The 23,067-nt window shown below is 36.1% G+C and carries 22 protein-coding genes; 6 read left to right on the forward strand and 16 right to left on the reverse strand.

Annotation, left to right across the window (positions count from 1 at the left end):
• Positions 1–33: 33 nt before the first annotated feature.
• Positions 34–1,077 carry a biotin synthase BioB gene (gene bioB, locus AC5LXV_RS02980; protein ID WP_493467341.1) on the forward strand — a complete coding sequence of 348 codons (1,044 nt, stop codon included), beginning with the start codon at positions 34–36 and terminating at the stop codon, positions 1,075–1,077.
• A 43-nt stretch (positions 1,078–1,120) separates the two neighbouring features.
• On the opposite strand, the gene ispC is transcribed toward bioB, so the two are convergent.
• From ispC to deoC, 3 genes are read right to left on the reverse strand one after another with little or no spacing between them, the layout of a single operon-like run.
• Positions 1,121–2,299, reverse strand: coding sequence for a 1-deoxy-D-xylulose-5-phosphate reductoisomerase (gene ispC / locus AC5LXV_RS02985; protein ID WP_493467342.1), 1,179 nt, complete (start codon positions 2,297–2,299; stop codon positions 1,121–1,123).
• A 1-nt stretch (position 2,300) separates the two neighbouring features.
• The gene (gene deoR, locus AC5LXV_RS02990; protein ID WP_110434730.1) at positions 2,301–3,062 is read right to left on the reverse strand and encodes a DNA-binding transcriptional repressor DeoR; all 762 of its coding nucleotides are present in this window, start codon (positions 3,060–3,062) and stop codon (positions 2,301–2,303) included.
• A gap of 60 nt (positions 3,063–3,122) precedes the next feature.
• Positions 3,123–3,794 (reverse strand): deoxyribose-phosphate aldolase, encoded by a 672-nt coding sequence (gene deoC / locus AC5LXV_RS02995; protein WP_493452986.1) that lies wholly within the window; start codon positions 3,792–3,794, stop codon positions 3,123–3,125.
• A 211-nt stretch (positions 3,795–4,005) separates the two neighbouring features.
• Here deoC and rbsK point away from each other — a divergent pair, with 211 nt between their 5' ends.
• From rbsK to AC5LXV_RS03010, 3 genes are read left to right on the forward strand one after another with little or no spacing between them, the layout of a single operon-like run.
• Positions 4,006–4,935, forward strand: a complete 930-nt coding sequence (gene rbsK, locus AC5LXV_RS03000) for a ribokinase (RefSeq protein ID WP_110434728.1) — start codon at positions 4,006–4,008, stop codon at positions 4,933–4,935.
• Positions 4,936–4,937: 2 nt separating this feature from the next.
• A complete protein-coding gene (gene fucP, locus AC5LXV_RS03005; RefSeq protein WP_110434727.1) occupies positions 4,938–6,254 on the forward strand; it encodes an L-fucose:H+ symporter permease in 1,317 nt (438 codons plus the stop codon).
• Between the two features lie 17 nt (positions 6,255–6,271).
• Entirely contained in the window at positions 6,272–7,276 is a 1,005-nt protein-coding gene (locus AC5LXV_RS03010; protein ID WP_493467343.1) for an aldose 1-epimerase family protein, read from the forward strand.
• A 40-nt stretch (positions 7,277–7,316) separates the two neighbouring features.
• On the opposite strand, the gene frr is transcribed toward AC5LXV_RS03010, so the two are convergent.
• The 7 genes from frr to AC5LXV_RS03045 all read right to left on the reverse strand — a co-directional run bounded on the left by frr (position 7,317) and on the right by AC5LXV_RS03045 (position 12,354).
• Positions 7,317–7,874, reverse strand: a complete 558-nt coding sequence (frr, locus tag AC5LXV_RS03015; protein ID WP_034882415.1) for a ribosome recycling factor — start codon at positions 7,872–7,874, stop codon at positions 7,317–7,319.
• A gap of 23 nt (positions 7,875–7,897) precedes the next feature.
• A complete protein-coding gene (gene pyrH / locus AC5LXV_RS03020) occupies positions 7,898–8,632 on the reverse strand; it encodes a UMP kinase (protein ID WP_110424482.1) in 735 nt (244 codons plus the stop codon).
• 119 nt (positions 8,633–8,751) lie between these two features.
• Complete coding sequence (gene tsf / locus AC5LXV_RS03025) at positions 8,752–9,612, reverse strand: translation elongation factor Ts (protein WP_493467344.1); 861 nt, start codon at positions 9,610–9,612, stop codon at positions 8,752–8,754.
• An 84-nt stretch (positions 9,613–9,696) separates the two neighbouring features.
• A complete protein-coding gene (gene rpsB / locus AC5LXV_RS03030; RefSeq protein WP_034882419.1) occupies positions 9,697–10,434 on the reverse strand; it encodes a 30S ribosomal protein S2 in 738 nt (245 codons plus the stop codon).
• Between the two features lie 355 nt (positions 10,435–10,789).
• Positions 10,790–11,125: a zinc ribbon domain-containing protein YjdM gene (locus AC5LXV_RS03035; protein ID WP_110434724.1), complete on the reverse strand. Its 336-nt coding sequence runs from the start codon at positions 11,123–11,125 to the stop codon at positions 10,790–10,792.
• 99 nt (positions 11,126–11,224) lie between these two features.
• Positions 11,225–11,998, reverse strand: a complete 774-nt coding sequence (locus AC5LXV_RS03040) for a class I SAM-dependent methyltransferase (protein ID WP_493445738.1) — start codon at positions 11,996–11,998, stop codon at positions 11,225–11,227.
• A 23-nt stretch (positions 11,999–12,021) separates the two neighbouring features.
• Positions 12,022–12,354 carry a cupin domain-containing protein gene (locus AC5LXV_RS03045; protein ID WP_493452974.1) on the reverse strand — a complete coding sequence of 111 codons (333 nt, stop codon included), beginning with the start codon at positions 12,352–12,354 and terminating at the stop codon, positions 12,022–12,024.
• A 223-nt stretch (positions 12,355–12,577) separates the two neighbouring features.
• Here AC5LXV_RS03045 and AC5LXV_RS03050 point away from each other — a divergent pair, with 223 nt between their 5' ends.
• Entirely contained in the window at positions 12,578–13,291 is a 714-nt protein-coding gene (locus AC5LXV_RS03050) for a Crp/Fnr family transcriptional regulator (RefSeq protein WP_493467345.1), read from the forward strand.
• Between the two features lie 39 nt (positions 13,292–13,330).
• Here AC5LXV_RS03050 and AC5LXV_RS03055 read toward each other — a convergent pair whose 3' ends face one another.
• The 5 genes from AC5LXV_RS03055 to rpsL form a co-directional block, all read right to left on the reverse strand.
• Positions 13,331–15,394 carry a TonB-dependent receptor family protein gene (locus AC5LXV_RS03055; RefSeq protein ID WP_493467346.1) on the reverse strand — a complete coding sequence of 688 codons (2,064 nt, stop codon included), beginning with the start codon at positions 15,392–15,394 and terminating at the stop codon, positions 13,331–13,333.
• 355 nt (positions 15,395–15,749) lie between these two features.
• The gene (gene tuf / locus AC5LXV_RS03060; RefSeq protein ID WP_034882428.1) at positions 15,750–16,934 is read right to left on the reverse strand and encodes an elongation factor Tu; all 1,185 of its coding nucleotides are present in this window, start codon (positions 16,932–16,934) and stop codon (positions 15,750–15,752) included.
• Positions 16,935–17,004: 70 nt separating this feature from the next.
• A complete protein-coding gene (gene fusA, locus AC5LXV_RS03065; RefSeq protein WP_034883786.1) occupies positions 17,005–19,107 on the reverse strand; it encodes an elongation factor G in 2,103 nt (700 codons plus the stop codon).
• A 108-nt stretch (positions 19,108–19,215) separates the two neighbouring features.
• A complete protein-coding gene (gene rpsG, locus AC5LXV_RS03070) occupies positions 19,216–19,686 on the reverse strand; it encodes a 30S ribosomal protein S7 (protein WP_034883788.1) in 471 nt (156 codons plus the stop codon).
• A 100-nt stretch (positions 19,687–19,786) separates the two neighbouring features.
• Positions 19,787–20,161 (reverse strand): 30S ribosomal protein S12, encoded by a 375-nt coding sequence (rpsL, locus tag AC5LXV_RS03075; protein ID WP_034883792.1) that lies wholly within the window; start codon positions 20,159–20,161, stop codon positions 19,787–19,789.
• Between the two features lie 386 nt (positions 20,162–20,547).
• Here rpsL and AC5LXV_RS03080 point away from each other — a divergent pair, with 386 nt between their 5' ends.
• Positions 20,548–21,747 carry a XylR family transcriptional regulator gene (locus AC5LXV_RS03080; protein ID WP_493467347.1) on the forward strand — a complete coding sequence of 400 codons (1,200 nt, stop codon included), beginning with the start codon at positions 20,548–20,550 and terminating at the stop codon, positions 21,745–21,747.
• A 75-nt stretch (positions 21,748–21,822) separates the two neighbouring features.
• Here AC5LXV_RS03080 and AC5LXV_RS03085 read toward each other — a convergent pair whose 3' ends face one another.
• The gene (locus AC5LXV_RS03085; RefSeq protein ID WP_493467348.1) at positions 21,823–23,058 is read right to left on the reverse strand and encodes an MFS transporter; all 1,236 of its coding nucleotides are present in this window, start codon (positions 23,056–23,058) and stop codon (positions 21,823–21,825) included.
• Between the last annotated feature and the right edge of the window lie 9 nt (positions 23,059–23,067).

The raw sequence follows: 23,067 nt of genomic DNA on the forward strand, positions 1-23,067 counted from the left end.
GTAGATTTATATTGATTCTTAAAAGGATTTTCTATGTCATTCAATGGCATTCGTCATGACTGGGTATTGTCTGAAGTAATGGATATTTTTCAGTTACCTTTCAATGATCTTATTTTCAAAGCACAAACCATACATCGACAATATTTTGATGCGAATAAAGTACAAGTTTCTACTCTGTTATCAATAAAGACAGGTGCTTGTCCTGAAGATTGTAAATATTGTCCCCAGTCTATCCATCATGATACTGGCTTAGAAAAAGAAAAATTACTTGAAGTACAAAGAGTAGTTGAAGAAGCGAAAGCAGCCAAAGCTGTAGGGGCTACACGTTTTTGTATGGGGGCTGCATGGAAACATCCAACAAATCGCGATATGCCTTATCTCTTGGAGATGGTAAAAGGCGTCAAAGCACTGGGGATGGAAACCTGCATGACTCTGGGGCAACTATCCCAACTACAGGCTTATGCATTAGCCGATGCTGGTTTAGATTTTTATAATCATAATTTAGATACTTCACCTGAGTTTTATCAGCAAATAATTACTACTCGTACATACAGTGAGCGTTTACAAACATTGGCTTATGTAAGAGAGGCCGGCATTAAAATTTGCTCAGGTGGTATTCTCGGTATGGGAGAAACTTTACAAGATCGAGCCAATTTATTGATACAACTTGCTAATTTAGACCAACACCCAGAAAGTGTTCCCATTAATAATTTAGTCAAGGTTAAAGGTACCCCGTTAGCAAATGAAAAAGATATTGAACCATTTGATTTTATTAGAATGCTAGCTGTCGCTCGGATTATGATGCCTAAATCTTATATACGCTTGTCAGCAGGAAGAGAACAAATGAGTGAGCAAATGCAAGCATTGGCTTTTTTAGCCGGTGCTAATTCAATATTTTATGGTGATAAGTTATTAACTACATCCAATCCGCAAGTCGATAAAGATAATGCTCTATTTTTTAAATTAGGCATTAATCCAGAGAAGATCCAAGATTATAGTGATGAGATACATAAGGCTGCTATTGTGCAAGCAATTAGTGAGCAAACGCAAAATAATCAATTTGGCGACAATTTCTAAGATTTGAATATAACAATATTAATCTTAACTTTTTGGCCGATTACTATAAGTTTGCGCAGGTTTGTCTTGCCCATAGATCTATTGTAAATACGTCTTCAATCGTGGTTGGTTCAGGAAAATCAAGTGCTTCTAAAACTGTTGCTACCTGTTTAGCAATATCCATAAAGCCGATTTTGTTTTGTAAGAATGCCGCTACCGCCATTTCATTCGCCGCATTGAGTGCCGTTGTTGCCGCTTGTCCTTGATTGAATGCCTCAATAGCTAACTTTAAGCAAGGATAACGGTTAAAATCGGGTTGAGAAAAAGTCAGTGATGAAATTTGCGTAAAATCTAATGCCGGCACGCTTGATGAAATTCTAGCAGGATAAGACATTGCATAAGCAATTGGCGTACACATATCAGGAATGCCGAGCTCGGCAATCACACTGCCATCTTGGTAACGAACCATCGAATGTATGATTGATTGAGGATGAATGATAATTTCCATCTCTTCTTCACTGGCATTAAACAGCCAACGCGCTTCAATATATTCTAGTCCTTTATTCATCATGGTAGCAGAATCGACAGAGATTTTCTTACCCATTGACCAATTAGGATGAGCAACTGCTTGTTCAGGCGTAACTGTGGTTAATTGATTTAACGGTAAATCTCGAAATGGTCCTCCAGAACCGGTTAGGACAATTTTGGTGATGCCATAATCGGCTAAATTAGCAAATCCTAAATTTTGTTGAACTTCTGATGGCAGGCTTTGAAAAATCGCATTGTGCTCACTGTCAACAGGTAATAACTGTGCACCATATTGTTTGACTGCCTGCATAAATAAATGGCCACAAGTTACCAAAGATTCTTTATTCGCTAACAAAATCCGTTTGCCTTTTTTAATGGCGGCAAGGGTAGGTTTTAATCCTGCTGCTCCGACGATAGCTGCCATAACCATATCGACTTCAGTAAGCTCTGCTAAATCGCATATAGCTTGTTGACCATGAAATACTTCAATATTTAATTTTAGGTCTACGAGATTCTTTTTAAGTTGTTGAGCGGCTTCTTCATCAGCCATGGCGACATAATTTGGCCTAAATTCCAAACATTGTTCGGTCATTTTGCCGACATTCTGCCCACCAGTTAAAGCAATTGCTTTAAATAAATCTGGATTTTGCCGTATAACGGCTAAAGTACTACAACCTATTGAGCCAGTTGAACCTAAAATTGTGATATTTTTCATATTAGTAAATTAAACTTATATTGTTTTCAGCAAAAAATGAGACGAATCGCTCATCAGGCAGTTTATCAGTAATTACTTGATCGAACAAAGTTAATTCACTGATGAAAGCCGGCTTAATTTGGCCAAATTTAGTATGATCAGCAATTAAGATATTTTGACCTGATTTTTTCATTGCTTGATGTTTCATACTAAGCTCATCAAAATGATAACAGGTTACCCCTTGTTGAAGATCGATACCTGCAGCTGAAATAAATGCTTTATTCGGACATATAGAGTCTAATTGACTGTGCTGATTTACACTTGTGAAGATAGCATTATTGAGTTGATAATGACCGCCACATAAAATAATTTTACATTTTGGCTTATTTTGCAGAGCTAAAAAGGCGTTAAGTGAATAACAGATGGCGGTAAAGGAAATTTCATTATCGATAGCATTAATAATGAAAGGCATGGTGGTACCACAATCGAAAAAAATTGTATCGTTTTCATTGACTAATTGGCTGACCAGCTTGGCAATATCACTTTTTTCCTCAACTTGTTTATCTTGTTGATCAGATACAAAATATCGTGCTATGGAATGACGGGCTTCATCGACAATATAGCCACCTAATACAATTAATGATGTAGGTAGATTATTAATATCTCGTCGAATGGTCATTTCTGAAACCGCCAATCGTTCGGCAGCCTCTTTTAAGTGTATCTTATCAGTGGTCTTTAGGATTTCAATGAGTTCATTAATTCTTTTTTGCGGTTGAGTTTCCATTGTTTTTCCTAAAACAGCAATAAGCTACATAAAATATATGTAACTTATTGTTATTATTGGTTAGTAATTGCTAGTTGACGTACTGTTACCTGAAACAATGGCGATACCAGCACTTGCACCCAAACGGTTTGCGCCAGCCTGCACCATTTTTTCAGCAGTCATACGATCACGAATCCCACCTGAAGCTTTAACTCCTATGTTTTCACCAACAGTTTCACGCATTAGTTTTACATCTTCAACTGTTGCGCCTGAAGTACTAAAGCCAGTAGAGGTTTTGACAAAGCCTACACCAATTTCTTTACAAATTAAACAGATTTTTATAATTTCTTCTTTTGATAATAAACAGGTTTCTAAAATAACTTTCAATGGTACGTTATTACAAGATTTAAATACGGCTTCTATATCTTGTTTAACTGCCTGCCAATTATTACTTTTTAACCAACCAACATTAATTACCATATCAATCTCTTCAGCGCCAGCCTTAACAGCCATTTCGGTTTCATAAGCTTTAGCAGAAGTGAGCATCGCACCAAGAGGAAAACCAACCACGGAGCACACTTTTACGTCACTCCCTTTTAATAATTCCGCAGCTAAAGGAACATAACCAGAATTCACACAGACTGAATAAAAATGATATTCCTTTGCTTCATCACAAAGTTTTCGGATCTGATCCTCGGTTGCATTCATCGCCAGTAAAGTATGATCAATATATTTTGCATAATTCATAATAATTTTCCTCAATCTATTTTGTATTTAAGAATTGTTATTAATATAACATATAAAAAACTGAATAACTATTTAAATTTATTGTATTTAAGTTATGTAAAAAGTAAATCCAAAATTTATAAACGAGATCTGTGTCACAATAATAACATTTCATAGTTAATTTTGTTAAATTTCTAACATAGAATTAAAAAACAAAAATATTCAGGAGGAAATAAATATGAAAATTGCTGTTATTGGTTCTAACATGGTTGATTTAATAACTTATATCGATCAAATGCCAAAAGAAGGTGAGACGATAGAAGCACCAGAATTTGAAATAGGTTGCGGAGGTAAAGGGGCTAATCAAGCTGTAGCAGCGGCCAAACTCGGTGCTAACGTAATGATGTTAACTAAGGTTGGAGATGATTTATTTGGTCAAAACACAATTAATAATTTTAAAAATATAGGTATTGATACCCAATACGTCAAAGTTATAAACAATGTTTCTAGTGGTGTGGCGCCAATTTTTGTTGATAAAAATTCTCAAAATAGAATTTTAATAATTAAAGGGGCAAATAACTACCTACTTCCACAAGATATTATTGATGCTAAGGATTCTTTGTCTCAATGTAATTTAATCATATTACAGTTAGAAGTGCCGCTCGAGACAGTTTATGCTGCCATAGATTTTGCTGTTACTCATGGAATTGAAGTTATTTTAAATCCTGCCCCTGCAATTAAAAACTTGGACATTTCATATGCCTGTAAATGTGATTTTTTTATCCCAAATGAGACTGAATTAGAAATACTAACAAATATATCAATTAATAGTGAAGAAGCTATCTATAAAGCAGGTAAACTCCTTTTGGATAAAGGGTTAAAGAACTTAATTATTACCTTAGGTCATCAGGGTTCTATATGGATGACTAAAGATAAAATTCATCACATCGATCCTATAAAAGTAAACGCTATAGATACCAGTGGAGCAGGGGATGCTTTTATTGGCTGTTTTGCTAGTGAATATATTAAAAATCACGACATCATTAAAGCGCTAAATAAAGCATCAGCTTATTCTGCTGCCAGTGTAACCAGAAAAGGTACTCAACGCTCTTATCTTGACTCAATACAATTTAATGAATTTTTATCTTCTCTATCTCTAGGAGAATAATTATGAAATTTAACATAATAAAATTAAAAAAAATCTCTCAGATGCCGGATGGTTTCTTAGATAAAACACCTATCTTTCAATTTATATTACTTTCTTGTTTATTTCCATTATGGGGATGTGCAGCAAGTTTAAATGATATTTTAATCACCCAATTTAAAAGTGTATTTACATTAAGTGATTTTGCAAGTGCATTAGTTCAAAGCGCATTTTATGGTGGCTATTTCATCATAGCAATACCTTCATCACTTATTATAAAGAAAACAAGTTATAAGATTGCTATATTAATTGGTTTAGCCCTTTATATTATCGGTTGCTTAATGTTTTATCCTGCATCGCATATGGCAACTTATACAATGTTTTTAGCCGCGATTTTCGCTATTGCTATTGGTTTAAGTTTTCTGGAAACATCAGCAAACACCTATAGTTCTATGATAGGAAATAAAAATTTTGCTACATTACGACTAAATATAAGTCAAACTTTTTACCCTATAGGTGCGTTACTCGGAATTGTATTAGGAAAATACCTTGTTTTCCAAGAAGGAGATAGTCTTGAACTGCAAATGTCTAATATGACTATAGAGCAAATTCATGAATTCCGTCTATCCATGCTTGAATACACACTGCAACCTTATAAATATCTTATTTTGGTACTTATTATTGTGCTCTTTTTGTTTTTAATTACTCAATATCCTTCATGTAGAGCGGAAAATAAAGATAATCCAAAATCAGAATCCTTAACTAGTACCTTAAAGTATTTAGCCGCTAACTTTAGATTTAAAAAAGGTATTATCGCCCAGTTTATGTATGTTGGTATGCAAGTTACCGTTTGGTCATTTACTATCCGATTAGCTTTAGATCTTGGTGATATAAATGAGCGATATGCATCTAATTTTATGATTTTTAGTTTTGCTTGTTTCTTTATTGGTAAGTTTATCGCTAACTTTTTAATGACACGCTTTAATCCTACTAAGGTCCTGATTATTTATTCGATACTGGGAAGTATTACATTAGCTTATGTGGTTTTAGTTTCCAATTTCTCTGCGGTATATGCGGCTGTCTTTGTTAGTGTGTTATTCGGACCATGTTGGGCCACTATTTATGCAAAAACTTTAGCTGTGGTAGATAGTAAGTATACCGAAACCGCTGGAGCAATTATTGTTATGTCAATAATTGGAGGGGCGGTTATGCCGGCTATCCAAGGACTTGTTTCCGATAAATTAGGTTCAATGCAATTTGCTTTTATCGTTCCATTAATCTGTTTTATTTATGTGGGTATTTATTTTTGGACTGAATTAAAACAAGAGCAATCTAAATTATAAATTATTAGGAGTCACTAATGCTTACAAAAATTTCATTAATCCCTGAACAATTTCAAATATTACCATTAGAATTGTATTCTAATGAATATTTTACTATTACATCTTCACGTTTTAATTCAGGGATTGAAGCGTTAACGATAAAAAATAGTCGTGGTTTTATTACGGTATTACCTTACTATGGACAAATGGTATGGGATGCTGAATTTGATGGCTTGACATTAAAAATGGACAATATGTTTAATCAGCCACAATACGGCACAGATATTACCGATACATATGGTTGCTTTGCCTTTCATTCTGGACTACTAAGTAATGGTTGTCCTTCATCAGACGATGATCATATTATGCATGGAGAAATGGCATGTGCCAAACTAAGTAAAGCTTGGATTGAAGTACAAGATAGTAGTTTATCTATTTGTGGCGAAGTTGAATTTATAAAAGGATTTGGTGCCCACTATGTTGCTCGACCTTCAGTAACTTTAACTGCTAACAGCGCTACTTTTGATATAAAAATGCAAGTAACTAATTTGAGTGGATTTGAAATGCCTTTGCAATATATGTGTCATTTGAACTATGCTTACATTGATAATGCTACTCTGGAACAAAATATACCTGATAATGCGTTTATGTTGCGAAAAACCATCCCCTCGCATGTTCATCCGACTGAACAATGGTTAGATTATACTAAAAAATTAACAAATCTAACCGTTCTTAATGAGCCCCATTATTATGATCCAGAAATCGTTTTTTTAGTTGATGATTTATCGCAATATACAGATGCGGCAGAATTTTATATGACATTACCTAATGGAAAGCGCTTTCTTACTCGTTTTTCAACAAAGCAATTTAATCATGGAACTCGTTGGATTTTAAATAATAAAGATCAAAAAGTCGCCGCCTTTATATTACCAGCAACATGTCGACCAGAAGGTTTTCTAGCTGCAAAAAATAATGGTACATTGATTATGCTTAAAAGTGGGGAAACAAAAAGTTTCTTAGTGACAACAGGAATTGATAAATAAACACACATGCCCAGTTAAATTTTAACTGGGCATGGCAATATTAAAATTCCATTAATTCTTTTTCTTTATCAGCAAGTACGCTATCTAATTTTTTGATTGCCGCATCGGTTGCTTTTTGAATGAGATCTTGTGATTTACGTTCATCATCTTCAGAAATTTCTTTATCTTTCAATAATGCTTTAATCTGATCATTGGCATCACGACGGATATTACGGATTGATACGCGTCCTTGTTCTGCTTCACCACGAACAATTTTCGTTAAATCACGACGACGTTCTTCAGTTAACGGTGGTAGAGGAACTCGAATAACGGTACCGGCTGATGCAGGGTTCAAGCCTAAATCAGAAGTTAAAATTGCTTTTTCAATTAATGGTGTTAATGATTTATCAAACACGGTAATTGCAAGTGTTCTTGAATCTTCAGCAACCACATTGGCTAATTGGCGAAGCGGTGTTGGGCTACCGTAATATTCAACCATAATACCATCTAATAAACTAGGTGATGCGCGACCAGTTCGAATTTTAGAAATATGATTCTGGAAAGCCTCAATACTTTTTTCCATGCGCTCTTGCGCTTCTTTTTGAATCTCATTTAGCATAATAAAAACCTTTTTAAATAAGACTAACAGGTAACTGTAGCCTGATTATTGATTAATGTTCCTTCTTGCTCGCCTAAAATGACGCGACGTAATGCACCCGGTTTATTCATATTAAACACACAAATTGGTAGATTATGATCACGTGCTAATGTAAATGCGGCTAAATCCATTACTTTTAATTCATCATCTAACACTTTTTCATAGTTAAGTGTTTTATAGAGTGTTGCATTGGGATCTTTTACTGGATCGGCAGAATAAACGCCATTAACTTTGGTCGCTTTTAAAACCACATCAGCTTCAATTTCAATCCCGCGTAGACATGCCGCTGAATCAGTTGTGAAAAACGGGTTGCCAGTTCCTGCCGAAAGAATAACGACTTTACCATGCTTAAGCAAGCTGATTGCCTCGGTCCAGCGATAATCATCACAAACGCCGTTTAATGGAATTGCCGACATCAAACGAGCATTAACTTCAATTCGGTGCAACGCATCACGCATGGCAAGACCATTCATAACGGTGGCAAGCATGCCCATATGGTCTCCAACAACACGGTTCATACCCGCTTTAGCAAGTCCTGCACCACGAAATAGATTACCACCCCCAATAACAACAGCAACCTGAACATTCATGTCGATAAGTTCTTTAATTTCTTGTGCCATACGATCAAGAACAGTTGGATCAATACCAAAACCTTCTTCACCTTGCAATGCTTCACCACTGAGTTTAAGAAGGATACGTTTATAGAAAGGGGTTACCATATGAAGTCTCACTATTTCGTTATTTAATTACTTAAAAAGCTAGCATAACTAGCTGGCAATCATTTTAAAATATTTTGCAGATAAACAAAACCGCCATGACGGCGGTTTTAATAAAACAATTAAGATTGTTTCGAAATCGCAGCAACTTCGGCTGCAAAGTCAACTTCGACTTTTTCGATACCTTCACCCACTTCGAAGCGGATAAATGATGCAACAGTCGCTTTTTTCTCAGTAAGTAAATCACCAACTGTTTTGCTAGGATCCATTACAAATGGTTGACCGGTAAGTGATACTTCACCAGTGAATTTACGCATACGGCCTTCAACCATTTTTTCTGCGATTTCACGAGGTTTACCAGATTGCATTGCAATATCGATTTGAATATTACGTTCATGTTCAACCACATCAGCAGGTACATCACTTGGGTCAACATATTCTGGTTTGCTTGCTGCAATGTGCATTGCAATGTGTTTAACTAATTCTTCATCACAACCGCTATTTGCTGCAACTAAAACACCAATACGGGCACCGTGTTGATAACTACCAACAACATCGCCAGTAATTTCTTTAACACGACGGATACCAATGTTTTCGCCAATTTTAGCAACTAGTGCCGTACGTTCTTCTTCAAATTTTGCTTGTAAAGCTGCAAGATCAGTGATGCGATCATTTAAAGCGGCAGTTGCTACTTTGTCGCTAAATGCTAAGAAGCCAGCATCTTTAGCCACGAAGTCAGTTTCACAGTTGATTTCTAAAATAACACCCACTTTTTTATCAGCAGAAATTTTAGAAATAATTACACCTTCAGCTGCTACACGACCAGCTTTTTTAGCTGCTTTTGCTTGACCTGATTTACGCATGTTGTCGATAGCAAGATCGATATCGCCATTTGCTTCAACTAATGCTTTTTTACATTCCATCATACCTGCGCCAGTTCTTTCGCGCAGTTCTTTTACCATAGAAGCGGTAACTTCAGCCATTTTTAAATCCTCTATTTAACCATTATGATGATTTTCATTAGAATGGGTCGATGCTATTATCGACCCTGAAAATATTTGAGTTTATTACTCTGCTGCTGGAGCTTCTTCAACAAAGCTTTCTTCAGATACTGGAGATTGATTTTGTTCACGACCAGAACGAACTGCTTCAGCAACCGCATTTGCATATAATTGAATTGCACGGATCGCATCATCATTACCTGGAACGATATAATCAATACCATCTGGATCTGAGTTAGTATCAACAACAGCAATGACTGGAATACCTAAATTGTTAGCTTCTTTGATTGCGATATGTTCATGGTCAGCACCAATAACAAAAATCACATCGGGTAAGCCACCCATATTTTTAATTCCACCCAAGCTATTTTCTAATTTAGCCATTTCACGAGCACGCATAAGTGCTTCTTTCTTGGTTAATTTATCAAATGTACCATCATTAGCTTGTGTTTCTAAATCTTTAAGACGTTTGATTGATTGACGTACTGTTTTCCAGTTAGTCAACATACCACCTAACCAACGGTGATTAACGTAGTATTGTCCACAGCTTTCAGCTGCTTGTTTAATTGCTTCACTCGCGGCACGTTTGGTACCAACAAATAAAATTTTACCTTTACGCGCAGCAATCTTGTTTAATTCAGCTAATGCTTCATTGAACATTGGTACTGTTTTTTCAAGATTGATAATGTGAACTTTGTTACGTGCACCAAAAATAAATGGTTTCATTTTTGGATTCCAATAACGAGTTTGGTGTCCAAAGTGTACACCTGCTTGTAACATATCGCGCATTGATACTGTAGTCATGATTTCCTCATTTTTACGTTGGGGTTATGCCTCCACATATCCGCTTTAGCCGACCTAATTACTTTAAGTAAAAGGCACCCCGGCAAAGAGTAATGATATGTGTGTGTTATAACGTTAATTAATAAATTTTATGCTGCTATTTCACTATTTTTCTCAATGAAAATAATATGAAATGTAGCGCGCGTTTTATATCATATTTAGTTAAAAATTACCAGCAGTATTTAAAATTATATGATTTTAAGTATAAACTGTTGATTGGTCATTTTTTGATTAGGTATTAGAGGTGGTTAATTTATAAGCTAATGAAGAGAGTTCATTAGCTTATAAAAGATAAGTTGCAGGTGGATTTGGGTAACTAAGCTTTTTTAACAAAGCAAGCTTTAAGCATGACTTTCATCCCATCAACTTTACAATCAATTTCATGATCGCCGTCTACCAGACGAATGCCTTTAGCTTTAGCCCCTTTTTTCAGAACGGTTGATGATCCTTTTAATTTTAGATCTTTAATCAAAATAATATCGTCACCATCAACAAGTAAATTGCCATTGCTGTCTTTAACTTGTAATTCATCATTGGTTGAAGTTTCTTGATTTGGATCCCATTCATGTGCACATTCAGGGCAAACATAAAAGGTACCATCATGGTAAGTGTGTTCTGATTGGCAAACTGGGCAATTAGGTATAGATTCCATAGTTTTTCATTATTCCAAGTTAAATAAAATGGTGGTCACTATAGCAAAAAAAGGCTATTTCGTCATGGTATTCTCTTTTTAAGGATCCGCTATACCTATTTATTCTTTAGGTTTGACACTGCACACCGCAATATAATTAAGGTATTTTTTATTTTTTCTAAATCTGTTAAGCATGTTGAAAAATTGTTGCCGATTTTGTTTATGTAATGCATTACGAAAAATTTTCAGTGCACCAAAAAATCCCTCATCAATAATCATTCCCGTCGGTGACAATAGCGTCATAGGGGCGTGTGATGTTTTTATATCGCTAAATCCTGCGCTAGAAAAAAGATTTATCCAACCATCATGGCTCATAGGCTGAGCATTAACATTGATCGCTTGATAGATTTGTTCCAGTATGTATTGAGGATTTTCGGTGTTTAGTAACATCATGTCATGGGTTAATAATTTTCCACCTGGTTTTAATACTCGAAAATACTCTTTGAGTAAGTGAGCCTTCGCCTTATCTGCGTACATAGTTAACATCGCTTCATTAATTACAATATCAAAGCTGTTATCATCAAAAGGTAATTTTGAAGCATCCGCTTGTTTTATCTCAACTAATTCACTTACATTGTTTTGGATAACATTTTGTTTGGCTTTCTCTAATGCCATTTTATCCATGTCGATACCAATAATATGGCAATTAAATCGCTTAGCTATTTCGATAGAGGTCGTACCCATATTGCATGCGATCTCTAACACTTGGCTTTGCGGTGTAAATCCAGCTTGTTTGAATAACCACTCAGTGGCTTTTTTTCCACCTGGTCGTAAACGTGTTTTACCAAGACGAGCTAATAACTTGTGACCAACTTCTTTTTTATTGTTTTCCATGGTAGATCCTTTGTTTAATTAACTTAGATTTCTCTTAACATTATTAATAACATTTTTGCTTTTGTCGGGGCTTCAACAGCGTGAGGGATATTAGCTGGCATTCTCACAATTGTTCCCGGCTCCGCGTTAACTGGCTTACCATCAATGATTAAATTTAGTTGACCTTCTAAAACCATAACGAGCGCATCAAATGGCGCACTATGCTCAGAGAGTCCTTGTCCTTTATCAAAAGCAAATAAGGTTAGATTACCGCCTGAAGTCTTAGCTAAAATACGGCTAGCAATCCCTTGCTCAGTTTCATTAACTAATGAAATTAAATTAAGTGCTCGTGCTGGAATAATTGTATTATTTGACATAGGATTCTCCTGATTATAACTAAATGTTAAATAAAAAAGTAGTGATCATTTTTTAGCCTCTGCCCAGGCATAGGTTATAAGTGGTTAAATTATTGCTATTAAGATAAATAAAACATTATATTTCATAAGGTTATTTCATATAATATTATTGTATTATCAATTGAAATAAGAATTATTATCAATTATATTGGCATCATTCTAAAAGTATCATTAGGCAATTCCTATGACATTTGTCAAAACTATGCCAACTCAAAGTAAGATCTTAAATTGGTTAAATCAGGTAAAGTTGTTCGATGGATTAGCTGCTGATGCATTAAAGCCAATTATTGAAAATGCCAATTATCTGGAATTTAGTACTGGCGATTTGATTAGTTATGAAGGTATGCCATTCTCCGGTTGTTCTTTAGTTATTACCGGCAAAGTTGAAGTGTTTCGAAATACTTATTTAGGTGAAGAGAAAATTTTTGGAATATTTTCTCCTTATGAATTAGTTGCGATAGCCGCAGTATTTATGCCTCATAATCGCTTTCCTATGACCATCAGAGCAAAAACACATTGCACTTTGTTATTGTTAGAAAAAAGTAGCGTGTTACAAGTTTGCATAAATAATCCCATTATTATGCAACGTTTGTTAGTTCAATTTAGTATAAAACTATACGAACAAATCAATAATATCGATTGGTTAACCTCAAGCTCGGCAGAACAACGACTAGCAGCTTATATCTTATCTCAATCATCGAACCAAGATGCAAATTTTGTTTTACCAATATCACGTAGTCAATTGGCGACTAAGCTTGGGATCCGTTATGAAACTTTAAGTCGATTAATGTCGAGTTGGCGTAAGCAAAAAATTATTGAAATTGAATTAAATAATATAAAAATATTAAATAAATCGTATCTTAATGATCTTACGCTTCCTTCACAACGTTCATTTTAAGTAGCGGTATCTGACAGCATTACTGTCAGATACACTTTTTTAGAAGTGGTAAACAAGCCCACTATTAAGATTGAATCCCATCGCTGGGAATAAGGTATTTTCTTGTTTTGATTTTACTACTTTATTAGCAACCGAGGCGGTAGCATAATGTTTGTTGGTTAGGTTATCCGCAGTTAAATAAGCCGACCAACCATTAGGATTTTGATAATTAATTTTAAAGCCTAAAGCTGCATATTTATCTCGATATTGAACATTCATATTATTGGCATGATCAACCGGCGTATTGGTTGGAGACCAGTGAATATTTGGGCCAAACGTCCAATTATCATATTTATATAAAATTTCGGCAGTAATGGTATTTCTAGGGATGCCGGCAATATAATTACGATTGTATTCGCCACCCATAAAACGAAAATCGTTATACGTCCAAGCTAGACGATATTCGATATCGCCAGAAGCAATAACTGAAGGTATTAGCCCTTTTAGGCCTGCTTCTATCCCTTGATGACGTGTTTTGGCGCCATAATTAAATACCCCTATTGCCGTTCCACTTGAGTCGTAAGTGGTAATATATTCATCTTTAATGATGCTTCGATATAAAGCAATATCCCAGTTTAGTTCTTGGGTTATCTTTCCATTACCACCAATTTCAGCTGTAATACCTTTTTGACGATTTAATTTGTTAATTTTGGCTTTCATGCCATCGCTAGTAATAATTTCACGGAAAGATGCAGGTTCGTTACTAGTGCTTAAATTGGCATAAAATCGTGTATCATTGGTTTGATGCCAAATTACCCCAAATTTGGGTGACCAGAATGTCCATGATTGGTCAAGGGCGTTTTTATTGTGCCGCGCATCAACATCTCGTTTAGCATGTGTAACTTTTGTATCTAAATTGAGTTGCCATTCATTGTTGATTTGCCATGAGGAGCCAATGGAACCATATATGTTTTCTGCGGTAGCATCATATTTTCCCAGTGAACGTTTATTCATTCTGGTATGACGTCGATTCATCAATAATTGACGATCAAGATTGGTTTTATCCCATGCGAGAGCCGCTCGATAGCTAAAATCATCAAAGTTCGCATTATAAGTTAATTGACTACCAATAGTGTTACTATCACTTAAAATATAATCGGTTGGCGTAACAAAATTATCATGGGTATGCTGATACCATAAACCTAGCTCAATCGCTTGGTTATCTAGGGTCCAATTTGCGCGGTTAGCAATACGCCCCTGTTGAACATTACGATGCGGGTCTCGCATTTGCACGACTTTAAAAATACTCGTTGGATCACTTTTGCTTTTACGTTGCGATAAAGGCCCTGGAATATCAAAACGTAAATCTGTCCAACTTAACCATGTTCGATTTTCAAAGTTTTCATTACTATAACCAAAGTTAGATCGAACCGTTTTTCGTTGCGAGGTTGAATGATCTCGATAACCATCAAAATGGTCATAAGATAGGCTAATGCGACCATCCATATCATAACCGCTATGACCTAATGCGATTTGCGCGGCTTCTCGACCAAATGCTCCATATTCATAACGAGCACTACCAAGTTCATCTTTTCCTGTGTAGGAGATGAAATTCAATTCTCCACCTAAACTATTGGCTTGAGGATGGCTATTATTGGCTCCACGGTAGACTGAAATTAACCGAGCTTCACGCATATCTAAGGTACTAATATGGAAATCACCATCAGCATCAGTGATAGGTAGCCCATCTTGTAATAGTAAGACCCCTCTTGATAGTGGCGCGCTTTGCACCCCGGAACCACGAATATTCAACCTTGGTTGATCTGTGCCGCCGAAAAAGTTTTGAATAATAATTCCGGGTTGATAATCAAGTGCATCTTGTAGTGTGGATAATCTATTTTCCTGTTCTGGAATGATTAAGTTAGTCGCCCCAGCAGTTTGTTTCTGTTTAGCTTGTTCCTGCTGAAAACTCGGAGACAATGAATTTTTTTTGTCATCATTATCATTAGGGGTAACTATAATTGTATCATGACTAGTCTCGGCGAATGCATAACCGCTAAACATCATGGGTGAATAGAATAGGGTTAATATACTTATTTGAATAACTTTATTTTTTCTGCACATAACATCTCACTTCTCATTTGTTTTAATGATAATGATTATTATTTGCACGAATAATAAGAAACACTATGACATTTATCAAATATGACAAAAAATAAGTAATAAAAGTTTGAGATATAGACTATCTCCAGCTTTTGTTAATCAACAGTAATATTGTAAATTATTTTCTTAGTTGCTTTTCCTTTGTCTAGCTAATACTTCTAGCAGCTATATAATGCAGCATCTTCACTGATATCGCCTTTATCTTGATACATTGGTTTAAATAGGCTAATTAACCTGTTTAATTGGTGTAGTTAAATATTGAGGACAATAAAAAAGGTGCACATAGTGCACCTTTTTTGAGCTGATTAAGCTTAAATTATTTGATAACTTTAGCAACAACACCAGCACCAACAGTACGACCACCTTCACGGATAGCGAAACGTAAACCGTCTGCCATTGCGATTGGGTGAATTAATGATACTGTCATTTTGATGTTATCACCTGGCATTACCATTTCTACGCCTTCTGGTAATTCGATAGTACCAGTTACGTCAGTTGTACGGAAGTAGAACTGTGGACGGTAGCCTTTGAAGAATGGAGTATGACGACCACCTTCATCTTTACTTAGAATATACACTTCTGATTCAAAATCAGTATGTGGTGTGATTGAACCTGGTTTTGCTAATACTTGGCCACGTTCGATTTCTTCACGTTTTGTACCACGTAGTAATACACCTACGTTCTCACCAGCACGACCTTCGTCTAGTAATTTACGGAACATTTCTACACCAGTACAAGTTGTTTTAGCTGTTGGTTTGATACCAACGATTTCAACTTCTTCACCAACTTTGATTACACCGCGCTCTACACGACCTGTTACTACTGTACCACGACCTGAGATTGAGAATACGTCTTCGATTGGTAATAAGAATGGTTTATCAATGTCACGCTCTGGTTCTGGGATATAAGTGTCTAATGCTTCTGCTAATTCAACAATTTTTTCTTCCCATGCTGCATCGCCTTCTAACGCTTTAAGCGCTGAACCACGAATTACTGGAGTATCGTCACCTGGGAAATCGTATTGAGATAGAAGTTCACGTACTTCCATTTCAACTAATTCTAATAACTCTTCATCATCAACCATATCGCATTTGTTTAAGAATACGATGATGTAAGGAACACCTACTTGACGACCTAAAAGAATATGCTCACGAGTTTGTGGCATAGGACCATCAGTTGCTGCTACTACTAAGATAGCGCCGTCCATTTGTGCCGCACCAGTGATCATGTTTTTAACATAGTCAGCATGGCCTGGGCAGTCTACGTGTGCGTAGTGACGAGTTGGTGTATCGTATTCAACGTGTGAAGTGTTGATGGTGATACCACGAGCTTTTTCTTCTGGTGCGTTATCGATTTGATCGAATGCACGAGCTTGACCACCGTATTTTTTAGAAAGTACAGAAGTAATAGCTGCAGTTAAAGTTGTTTTACCATGGTCAACGTGGCCGATTGTACCAACGTTAACGTGGGGTTTTGTACGTTCAAATTTTTCTTTAGACATCTTAATGTTCCTTTATTAAATCACTTCCCTATTTATTATTAGGGAAGTGTTACTTTATTTATATAAATAATTATTTCGCTTTACGAGCTTCAATAATTGCAGTTGCAATATTGGTTGGCGCTTCATTGTACTTCAAGAACTCCATTGAGTAAGAAGCACGACCTTGGGTTTGTGAACGAAGGTCAGTTGCATAACCAAACATTTCTGAAAGTGGAACTTGTGCTTTAACTGTTTTACCAGTTGCAGTATCTTCCATTCCTTCGATCATACCACGACGACGGTTTAAGTCACCGATTACGTCACCCATATAATCTTCAGGAGTTTCGACTTCTACTTTCATGATCGGTTCTAAAAGCACAGGTTTAGCTTTCATGAAGCCATCTTTAAATGCCATTGAACCGGCAATTTTAAATGCCATTTCTGATGAGTCAACATCATGGTAAGAACCATCATAGATAGTGACTTCAACATCAACAATTGGGTAGCCAGCAAGAACACCGTTTTTCATTTGTTCCTGACAACCTTTATCAACTGCCGGGATGTATTCTTTAGGAACCACACCACCAACAATTTCATTGTTGAATTTGTAGCCTTCGCCACCAGCTTCTAATGGTTTAATTCTTAACCATACATGACCATATTGACCACGACCACCAGACTGACGAACAAATTTACCTTCTTGTTCAACTTCATTGCGAATGGTTTCACGGTAAGCAACTTGTGGTTTACCAACATTTGCTTCCACTTTAAATTCACGTTTCATACGGTCAACGATGATTTCTAAGTGAAGCTCACCCATACCAGAAATAATTGTTTGACCTGATTCTTCATCAGTGTGAACACGGAATGAAGGATCTTCTTGTGCTAGTCGCCCTAAAGCAAGTCCCATTTTTTCTTGGTCAGCTTTAGTTTTTGGTTCAACAGCAACAGAAATTACCGGCTCTGGGAACTCCATTCTTTCTAGAATGATTGGTGCGCTCTCAGCACATAATGTATCACCAGTCGTTACATCTTTAAGACCGATTGCCGCAGCAATGTCACCCGCGCGAACTTCTTTAATTTCTTCACGTTTGTTAGCGTGCATCTGAACGATACGACCAAAACGTTCTTTTTTATCTTTAACAGAGTTAAGAACAGTATCACCTGAGTTTACAACACCAGAGTAAACACGGAAGAATGTTAAGTTACCAACAAATGGGTCAGTTGCAATTTTAAATGCTAGTGATGAGAATGGTTCGTCATCACTTGAGTGACGCTCAGCTGCTTCACCATTAGGTAATTCACCTTTGATCGCAGGAACATCTGTTGGTGCTGGTAAGTATTCAATTACCGCATCAAGCATGAATTGAACACCTTTATTTTTAAAGGCACTACCACAAGTTACTAAGATGATTTCGTTAGCAAGTACGCGTTCACGTAACGCTGCTTTGACTTCTTCTTCGCTTAACTCTTCACCACCAAGGTATTTTTCCATTAACTCTTCATTTGCTTCAGCAGCAGCTTCCATTAGGTTTGCACGCCACTCTTCGACTTGCTCAACCATATCTGCTGGAACATCTTCATAAGTGAAAGTAACGCCTTGATCAGCATCATTCCAGTTAATTGCTTTACGTTTAAGTAAATCAACTACACCAGTAAAACCTTCTTCTGCACCGATAGGTAGTACTAATGGAACTGGCACTGCCGCTAAACGTGTTTTGATTTGATCAACAACACGTAAGAAGTTAGCACCCATACGGTCCATTTTGTTTACGAAAGCGATACGTGGAACTTTATATTTGTTTGCTTGACGCCATACTGTTTCTGATTGAGGTTGAACACCACCAACCGCACAGTAAACCATTACAGCACCATCTAAAACACGCATAGAACGTTCAACTTCGATGGTGAAGTCAACGTGTCCCGGGGTGTCGATAATATTGATTCGGTGTGGTTCATATTGTTGACCCATACCAGACCAGAAAGCTGTAGTCGCTGCAGACGTGATAGTAATACCACGTTCTTGTTCTTGTTCCATCCAGTCCATGGTAGCTGCGCCATCATGAACCTCACCAATTTTGTGACTTACGCCAGTGTAAAACAAAATACGTTCAGTAGTCGTCGTTTTACCTGCGTCAATATGTGCACTGATACCGATATTACGGTAGCGTGCTATAGGGGTTGTACGAGCCATATTAATCCTCTATTTAGAATCGTTTGCTTATAAAATATCTTTTCAGGTTGACTGATAGTAGATATGCGCTATCAGTCTAATTTCAAGCGGTTTATAAAAGCGCTCAAATTACCAACGATAATGTGCAAACGCTCTATTAGCTTCAGCCATACGATGAACATCTTCGCGTTTTTTCACAGCGGTACCTTTGTTTTCAAAAGCATCCATAAGTTCATTCGCTAGGCGTAATGCCATTGATTTATCGCCACGTTTACGTGCAGCATCTACAATCCAACGCATTGCAAGTGCATTACGACGGACAGGACGCACTTCAACAGGAACTTGGTATGTAGAACCACCAACGCGACGAGACTTAACTTCTACAGTTGGTCTTACGTTATCTAATGCAACTTCGAAAGCTGCTAAGTGGTCTTTTCCACTACGCTCAGCTAATTTATCAAGAGCTGAATATACGATTGATTCTGCGATAGATTTCTTACCATCTATCATTAAAATATTTACAAATTTCGCCAGCAAATCTGAACCGAATTTCGGATCAGGTAAAATTTTTCTTTGACCGACAACATGACGACGTGGCATTGGAATACTCCGTTTATATGTTATAAATTTTCAGGTTTACCCAAAACTCAAATGAGTTAAATGGAATTATTATAGTTTGGCCTTACTTAACGGAGTTCCATTAAGCTTTAGGTCGTTTCACACCGTATTTAGAACGGCTTTGTTTGCGATCTTTAACACCTGCGCAGTCTAATGCACCACGAACAGTGTGATAACGAACACCAGGTAAATCTTTAACACGACCACCGCGGATTAAAATCACGCTATGTTCTTGCAAGTTATGACCTTCACCACCGATATAAGAAGTAACTTCAAAACCGTTGGTTAAACGTACACGGCATACTTTACGTAATGCTGAGTTTGGTTTTTTAGGTGTAGTAGTGTAAACACGTGTACAAACACCTCGTTTTTGCGGGCATGCTTCAAGTGCAGGAACGTTACTTTTCGCTTCCTTTAGTGCTCTTGGTTTGCGTACCAGCTGATTAATTGTTGCCATTAATAAGCTCCTGATTAATTAAAATAAATTTAAAATTGCTTTTTAGATACGTAATTAATAACTGTAGCCCAAAGCCTATTTATATAAGTTTTGGGTCGCAAGATTCTAGTCCTCAATAGCTATAATGTCAAGTATCAGCATAAGATCTTTATGTTATTTAATAATAATTTATATGGCCTTCAGATGTAATATAAAAATGAGTTTTTCTCTTAATTTTGATAGTGTCTTGAGCAAATGTTGTTGAGAAAATTTAGGCTGAATATGGTAGTTATTTGCACTATACAACTATACAAATTGATATTTTATGTAACACTGGTTTATTCTAATAAGCAGACTACAAATTAATGCTAATAAGTTAAATATATTAGTAGGTGATAATGATCGAGATGCAAAATAAGAGTTACCGAGTTGTTTTGCTATTTAATGCAAATAATATTTATGACCGGCAAATACTAAAAGGTATCGGGAATTTTTTAAAAGCGAATAATATTCACTGGAATATCTATATTTCCGAAACGATGCGCTATGATACTAATGCACCTTTCTATTTTGATTGCGATGGTATTATTGCTAATTTTGATGATCCAGATATTCAAGATTTGCTCGCTGATGTAGATATACCAATAATTGGCGTAGGTAGTTCGCATCACCATGACTCAAATTATCCTAAAGTGCCGTATGTTGCCGCGGATAATTTTGCCATTATAGAGAGTGCTTTTAATCATTTATGTTCGAAAGGAATTAATAAATTTGCCTTTTATGGTTTACCATTGAATCGATCTTGTCGTTGGGCAGCTGTAAGAGAACAATTTTTTTCGCAAATTGTAAGCCAAAAGGGTTATGAAGGATTTATTTATCAAGGAACCTCGACATCACTTGATAATTGGCAAGATAGCTTAGATAAACTCTCTAAATGGTTATTATCCTTACCTGTTAACACCGGTATTATTGCCGTAAATGATGCTAGAGCTCACCATATTTTACAAGCTTGTGATAGAGTTGAAATAAAAATACCTGAAGAGTTATGTTTGATTGGTATAGATAATGAAGAAGTAATTAATGATCTGTCGATGGTTTCCTTATCTACCGTTAAACAAGGAACTGAGGAGATGGGATTTGAAGCAGCTAAACTGCTGCAAAAAATATTCAATAAAGGGAAGGTTGCTACCTCTCCAAGGTTAATCTCACCAAAAAAAGTCATTGAACGTCGTTCGACGGATTACCGTTCAATACAAGACCCTTATGTTATACAAGCTATTCATTATATCCGTGATTATGCTTGTAAAGGCATTAAAGTAGATCAAGTAACTTCGGAATTGCAAATATCTCGTTCCAATTTAGAACTTCGCTTTAAAACATCATTAGGTAAAACTATTCACACGGTCATTCATGAAGAGAAATTTAATCGTGCTAAATATCTACTAATTGAATCATCATTGTCTATTCAAGCTATTTCTCAGCAGTGTGGCTATCCATCGGTTCAGTATTTTTACTTTTTATTTAAAAAGCTATGTAGAATGACCCCAAAAGATTTTAGAAATAAATTTTTAACGCCTAACTTTTATAGTAATAATGTTATTAAATAAGTTGACTATAATGTGGTACCGAATAAATAGGAAAATGTGGTTAACTACATTTTCCTATTATTAATGGGTTAATTCTTATCTTTTTACTGAGCGGATTGAAAGTATTGATATTCCGCCTAACATGGCAAAAACAAAAGAAGTAATAAATATCGCGCCAAAACCGAAAAGTGATATTACACAAGCGGCAATTATTGGTGCTAAAGCTTGAGTTGCTGTATTACCTAAATTATAAACACCTAGAAAGAATGCAATTCTATTTTTGTCGGGAATAACTTCTAAATTTAATAAATTATCTAAAGAGTTCCATACCCCCATACCAATTCCAGCCGCAAATGCATAAATCAAAATACCAATATGATTAGGAGCAATAACTAAACTTAACGCCCCAATACCTAAAAATATTGTTGATAAACCAACTGGAATTTTAAGTATTTTCAATTTATCGGATATTGGTCCGGCAATAAATCCCATCAAAATACCAAATATAAGCATAATCAAATTAATTAACTGAATTGAATTTTGTGTTTCAGATGAGTCAGTATGCATAAAGTCAGTCATAATAAATAGCAAATAACCCGTGATTGCAAAATTACCAATTCCTTGAAAAAGTTTACCTATTAATGCTAAGTAGTAATCACGGCCAATTGACCATCTCGGAAATATAGCTAACGAGCTTTTTTGTTTATTCTCATTTTGTGTTACTTGATTTTGGTTCTTTTGGCTTAAGTTTGAAGGTTCGCGAACAATAAAGACTGATATTAATGCACCGATAAAAGTGATGACCCCAAATACAATGAAACCTAATCGGAAACTACCTAAGAACATTGCTGCAATAATGGTAAATCCATTATTACCCAGTGCCATACCCAGGCCACCATAAGCACCAGATGCGGTTCCTTTTTTATCATCTGCCGCAAAATCAAGCCAAGCAACCATCGGGGCCACAATAAAATTTAAGGCAGTTTGCGCTAATATCCAACAAAATAATAGAAAGGGTATACTGTTGGCGGTTGATGTTAATATCATGGATAACATAAATCCAATTGCCCCAATTATAATCCACGGTGTGCGACTGCCAAATCTAGAATAAGTCCTATCAGATACATAACCTGCCAACATATTTGATATTGCAGCCGCGGCCATACCACAACTTGAAAATAGCGCTAATAATGTAATTTTATTGGTTTCATCAAGTTGTTGAATTAAAGCGGGTAAAAATAGACTTGCGGCGGCAATGTAGGGACCTAACCAAGTGGCAGGTCCAATAATAAGTCCAGGAACTAGTCGAGTTAATGGAATTGTTATTTTCATGATCTCTTC

Source organism: Gilliamella sp. LMG 34359 (genome assembly GCF_984569085.1).

Excerpts from the sequence above, each read along its gene's own strand:
- bioB (WP_493467341.1), top strand. The coding sequence starts at position 34 with ATGTCATTCAATGGCATTCGTCATGACTGGGTATTGTCTGAAGTAATG.
- ispC (WP_493467342.1), bottom strand. The coding sequence starts at position 2,299 with ATGAAAAATATCACAATTTTAGGTTCAACTGGCTCAATAGGTTGTAGT.
- deoR (WP_110434730.1), bottom strand. The coding sequence starts at position 3,062 with ATGGAAACTCAACCGCAAAAAAGAATTAATGAACTCATTGAAATCCTA.
- rbsK (WP_110434728.1), top strand. The coding sequence starts at position 4,006 with ATGAAAATTGCTGTTATTGGTTCTAACATGGTTGATTTAATAACTTAT.
- fucP (WP_110434727.1), top strand. The coding sequence starts at position 4,938 with ATGAAATTTAACATAATAAAATTAAAAAAAATCTCTCAGATGCCGGAT.
- AC5LXV_RS03010 (WP_493467343.1), top strand. The coding sequence starts at position 6,272 with ATGCTTACAAAAATTTCATTAATCCCTGAACAATTTCAAATATTACCA.
- frr (WP_034882415.1), bottom strand. The coding sequence starts at position 7,874 with ATGCTAAATGAGATTCAAAAAGAAGCGCAAGAGCGCATGGAAAAAAGT.
- pyrH (WP_110424482.1), bottom strand. The coding sequence starts at position 8,632 with ATGGTAACCCCTTTCTATAAACGTATCCTTCTTAAACTCAGTGGTGAA.
- tsf (WP_493467344.1), bottom strand. The coding sequence starts at position 9,612 with ATGGCTGAAGTTACCGCTTCTATGGTAAAAGAACTGCGCGAAAGAACT.
- rpsB (WP_034882419.1), bottom strand. The coding sequence starts at position 10,434 with ATGACTACAGTATCAATGCGCGATATGTTACAAGCAGGTGTACACTTT.
- AC5LXV_RS03035 (WP_110434724.1), bottom strand. The coding sequence starts at position 11,125 with ATGGAATCTATACCTAATTGCCCAGTTTGCCAATCAGAACACACTTAC.
- AC5LXV_RS03040 (WP_493445738.1), bottom strand. The coding sequence starts at position 11,998 with ATGGAAAACAATAAAAAAGAAGTTGGTCACAAGTTATTAGCTCGTCTT.
- AC5LXV_RS03045 (WP_493452974.1), bottom strand. The coding sequence starts at position 12,354 with ATGTCAAATAATACAATTATTCCAGCACGAGCACTTAATTTAATTTCA.
- AC5LXV_RS03050 (WP_493467345.1), top strand. The coding sequence starts at position 12,578 with ATGACATTTGTCAAAACTATGCCAACTCAAAGTAAGATCTTAAATTGG.
- AC5LXV_RS03055 (WP_493467346.1), bottom strand. The coding sequence starts at position 15,394 with ATGTGCAGAAAAAATAAAGTTATTCAAATAAGTATATTAACCCTATTC.
- tuf (WP_034882428.1), bottom strand. The coding sequence starts at position 16,934 with ATGTCTAAAGAAAAATTTGAACGTACAAAACCCCACGTTAACGTTGGT.
- fusA (WP_034883786.1), bottom strand. The coding sequence starts at position 19,107 with ATGGCTCGTACAACCCCTATAGCACGCTACCGTAATATCGGTATCAGT.
- rpsG (WP_034883788.1), bottom strand. The coding sequence starts at position 19,686 with ATGCCACGTCGTCATGTTGTCGGTCAAAGAAAAATTTTACCTGATCCG.
- rpsL (WP_034883792.1), bottom strand. The coding sequence starts at position 20,161 with ATGGCAACAATTAATCAGCTGGTACGCAAACCAAGAGCACTAAAGGAA.
- AC5LXV_RS03080 (WP_493467347.1), top strand. The coding sequence starts at position 20,548 with ATGCAAAATAAGAGTTACCGAGTTGTTTTGCTATTTAATGCAAATAAT.
- AC5LXV_RS03085 (WP_493467348.1), bottom strand. The coding sequence starts at position 23,058 with ATGAAAATAACAATTCCATTAACTCGACTAGTTCCTGGACTTATTATT.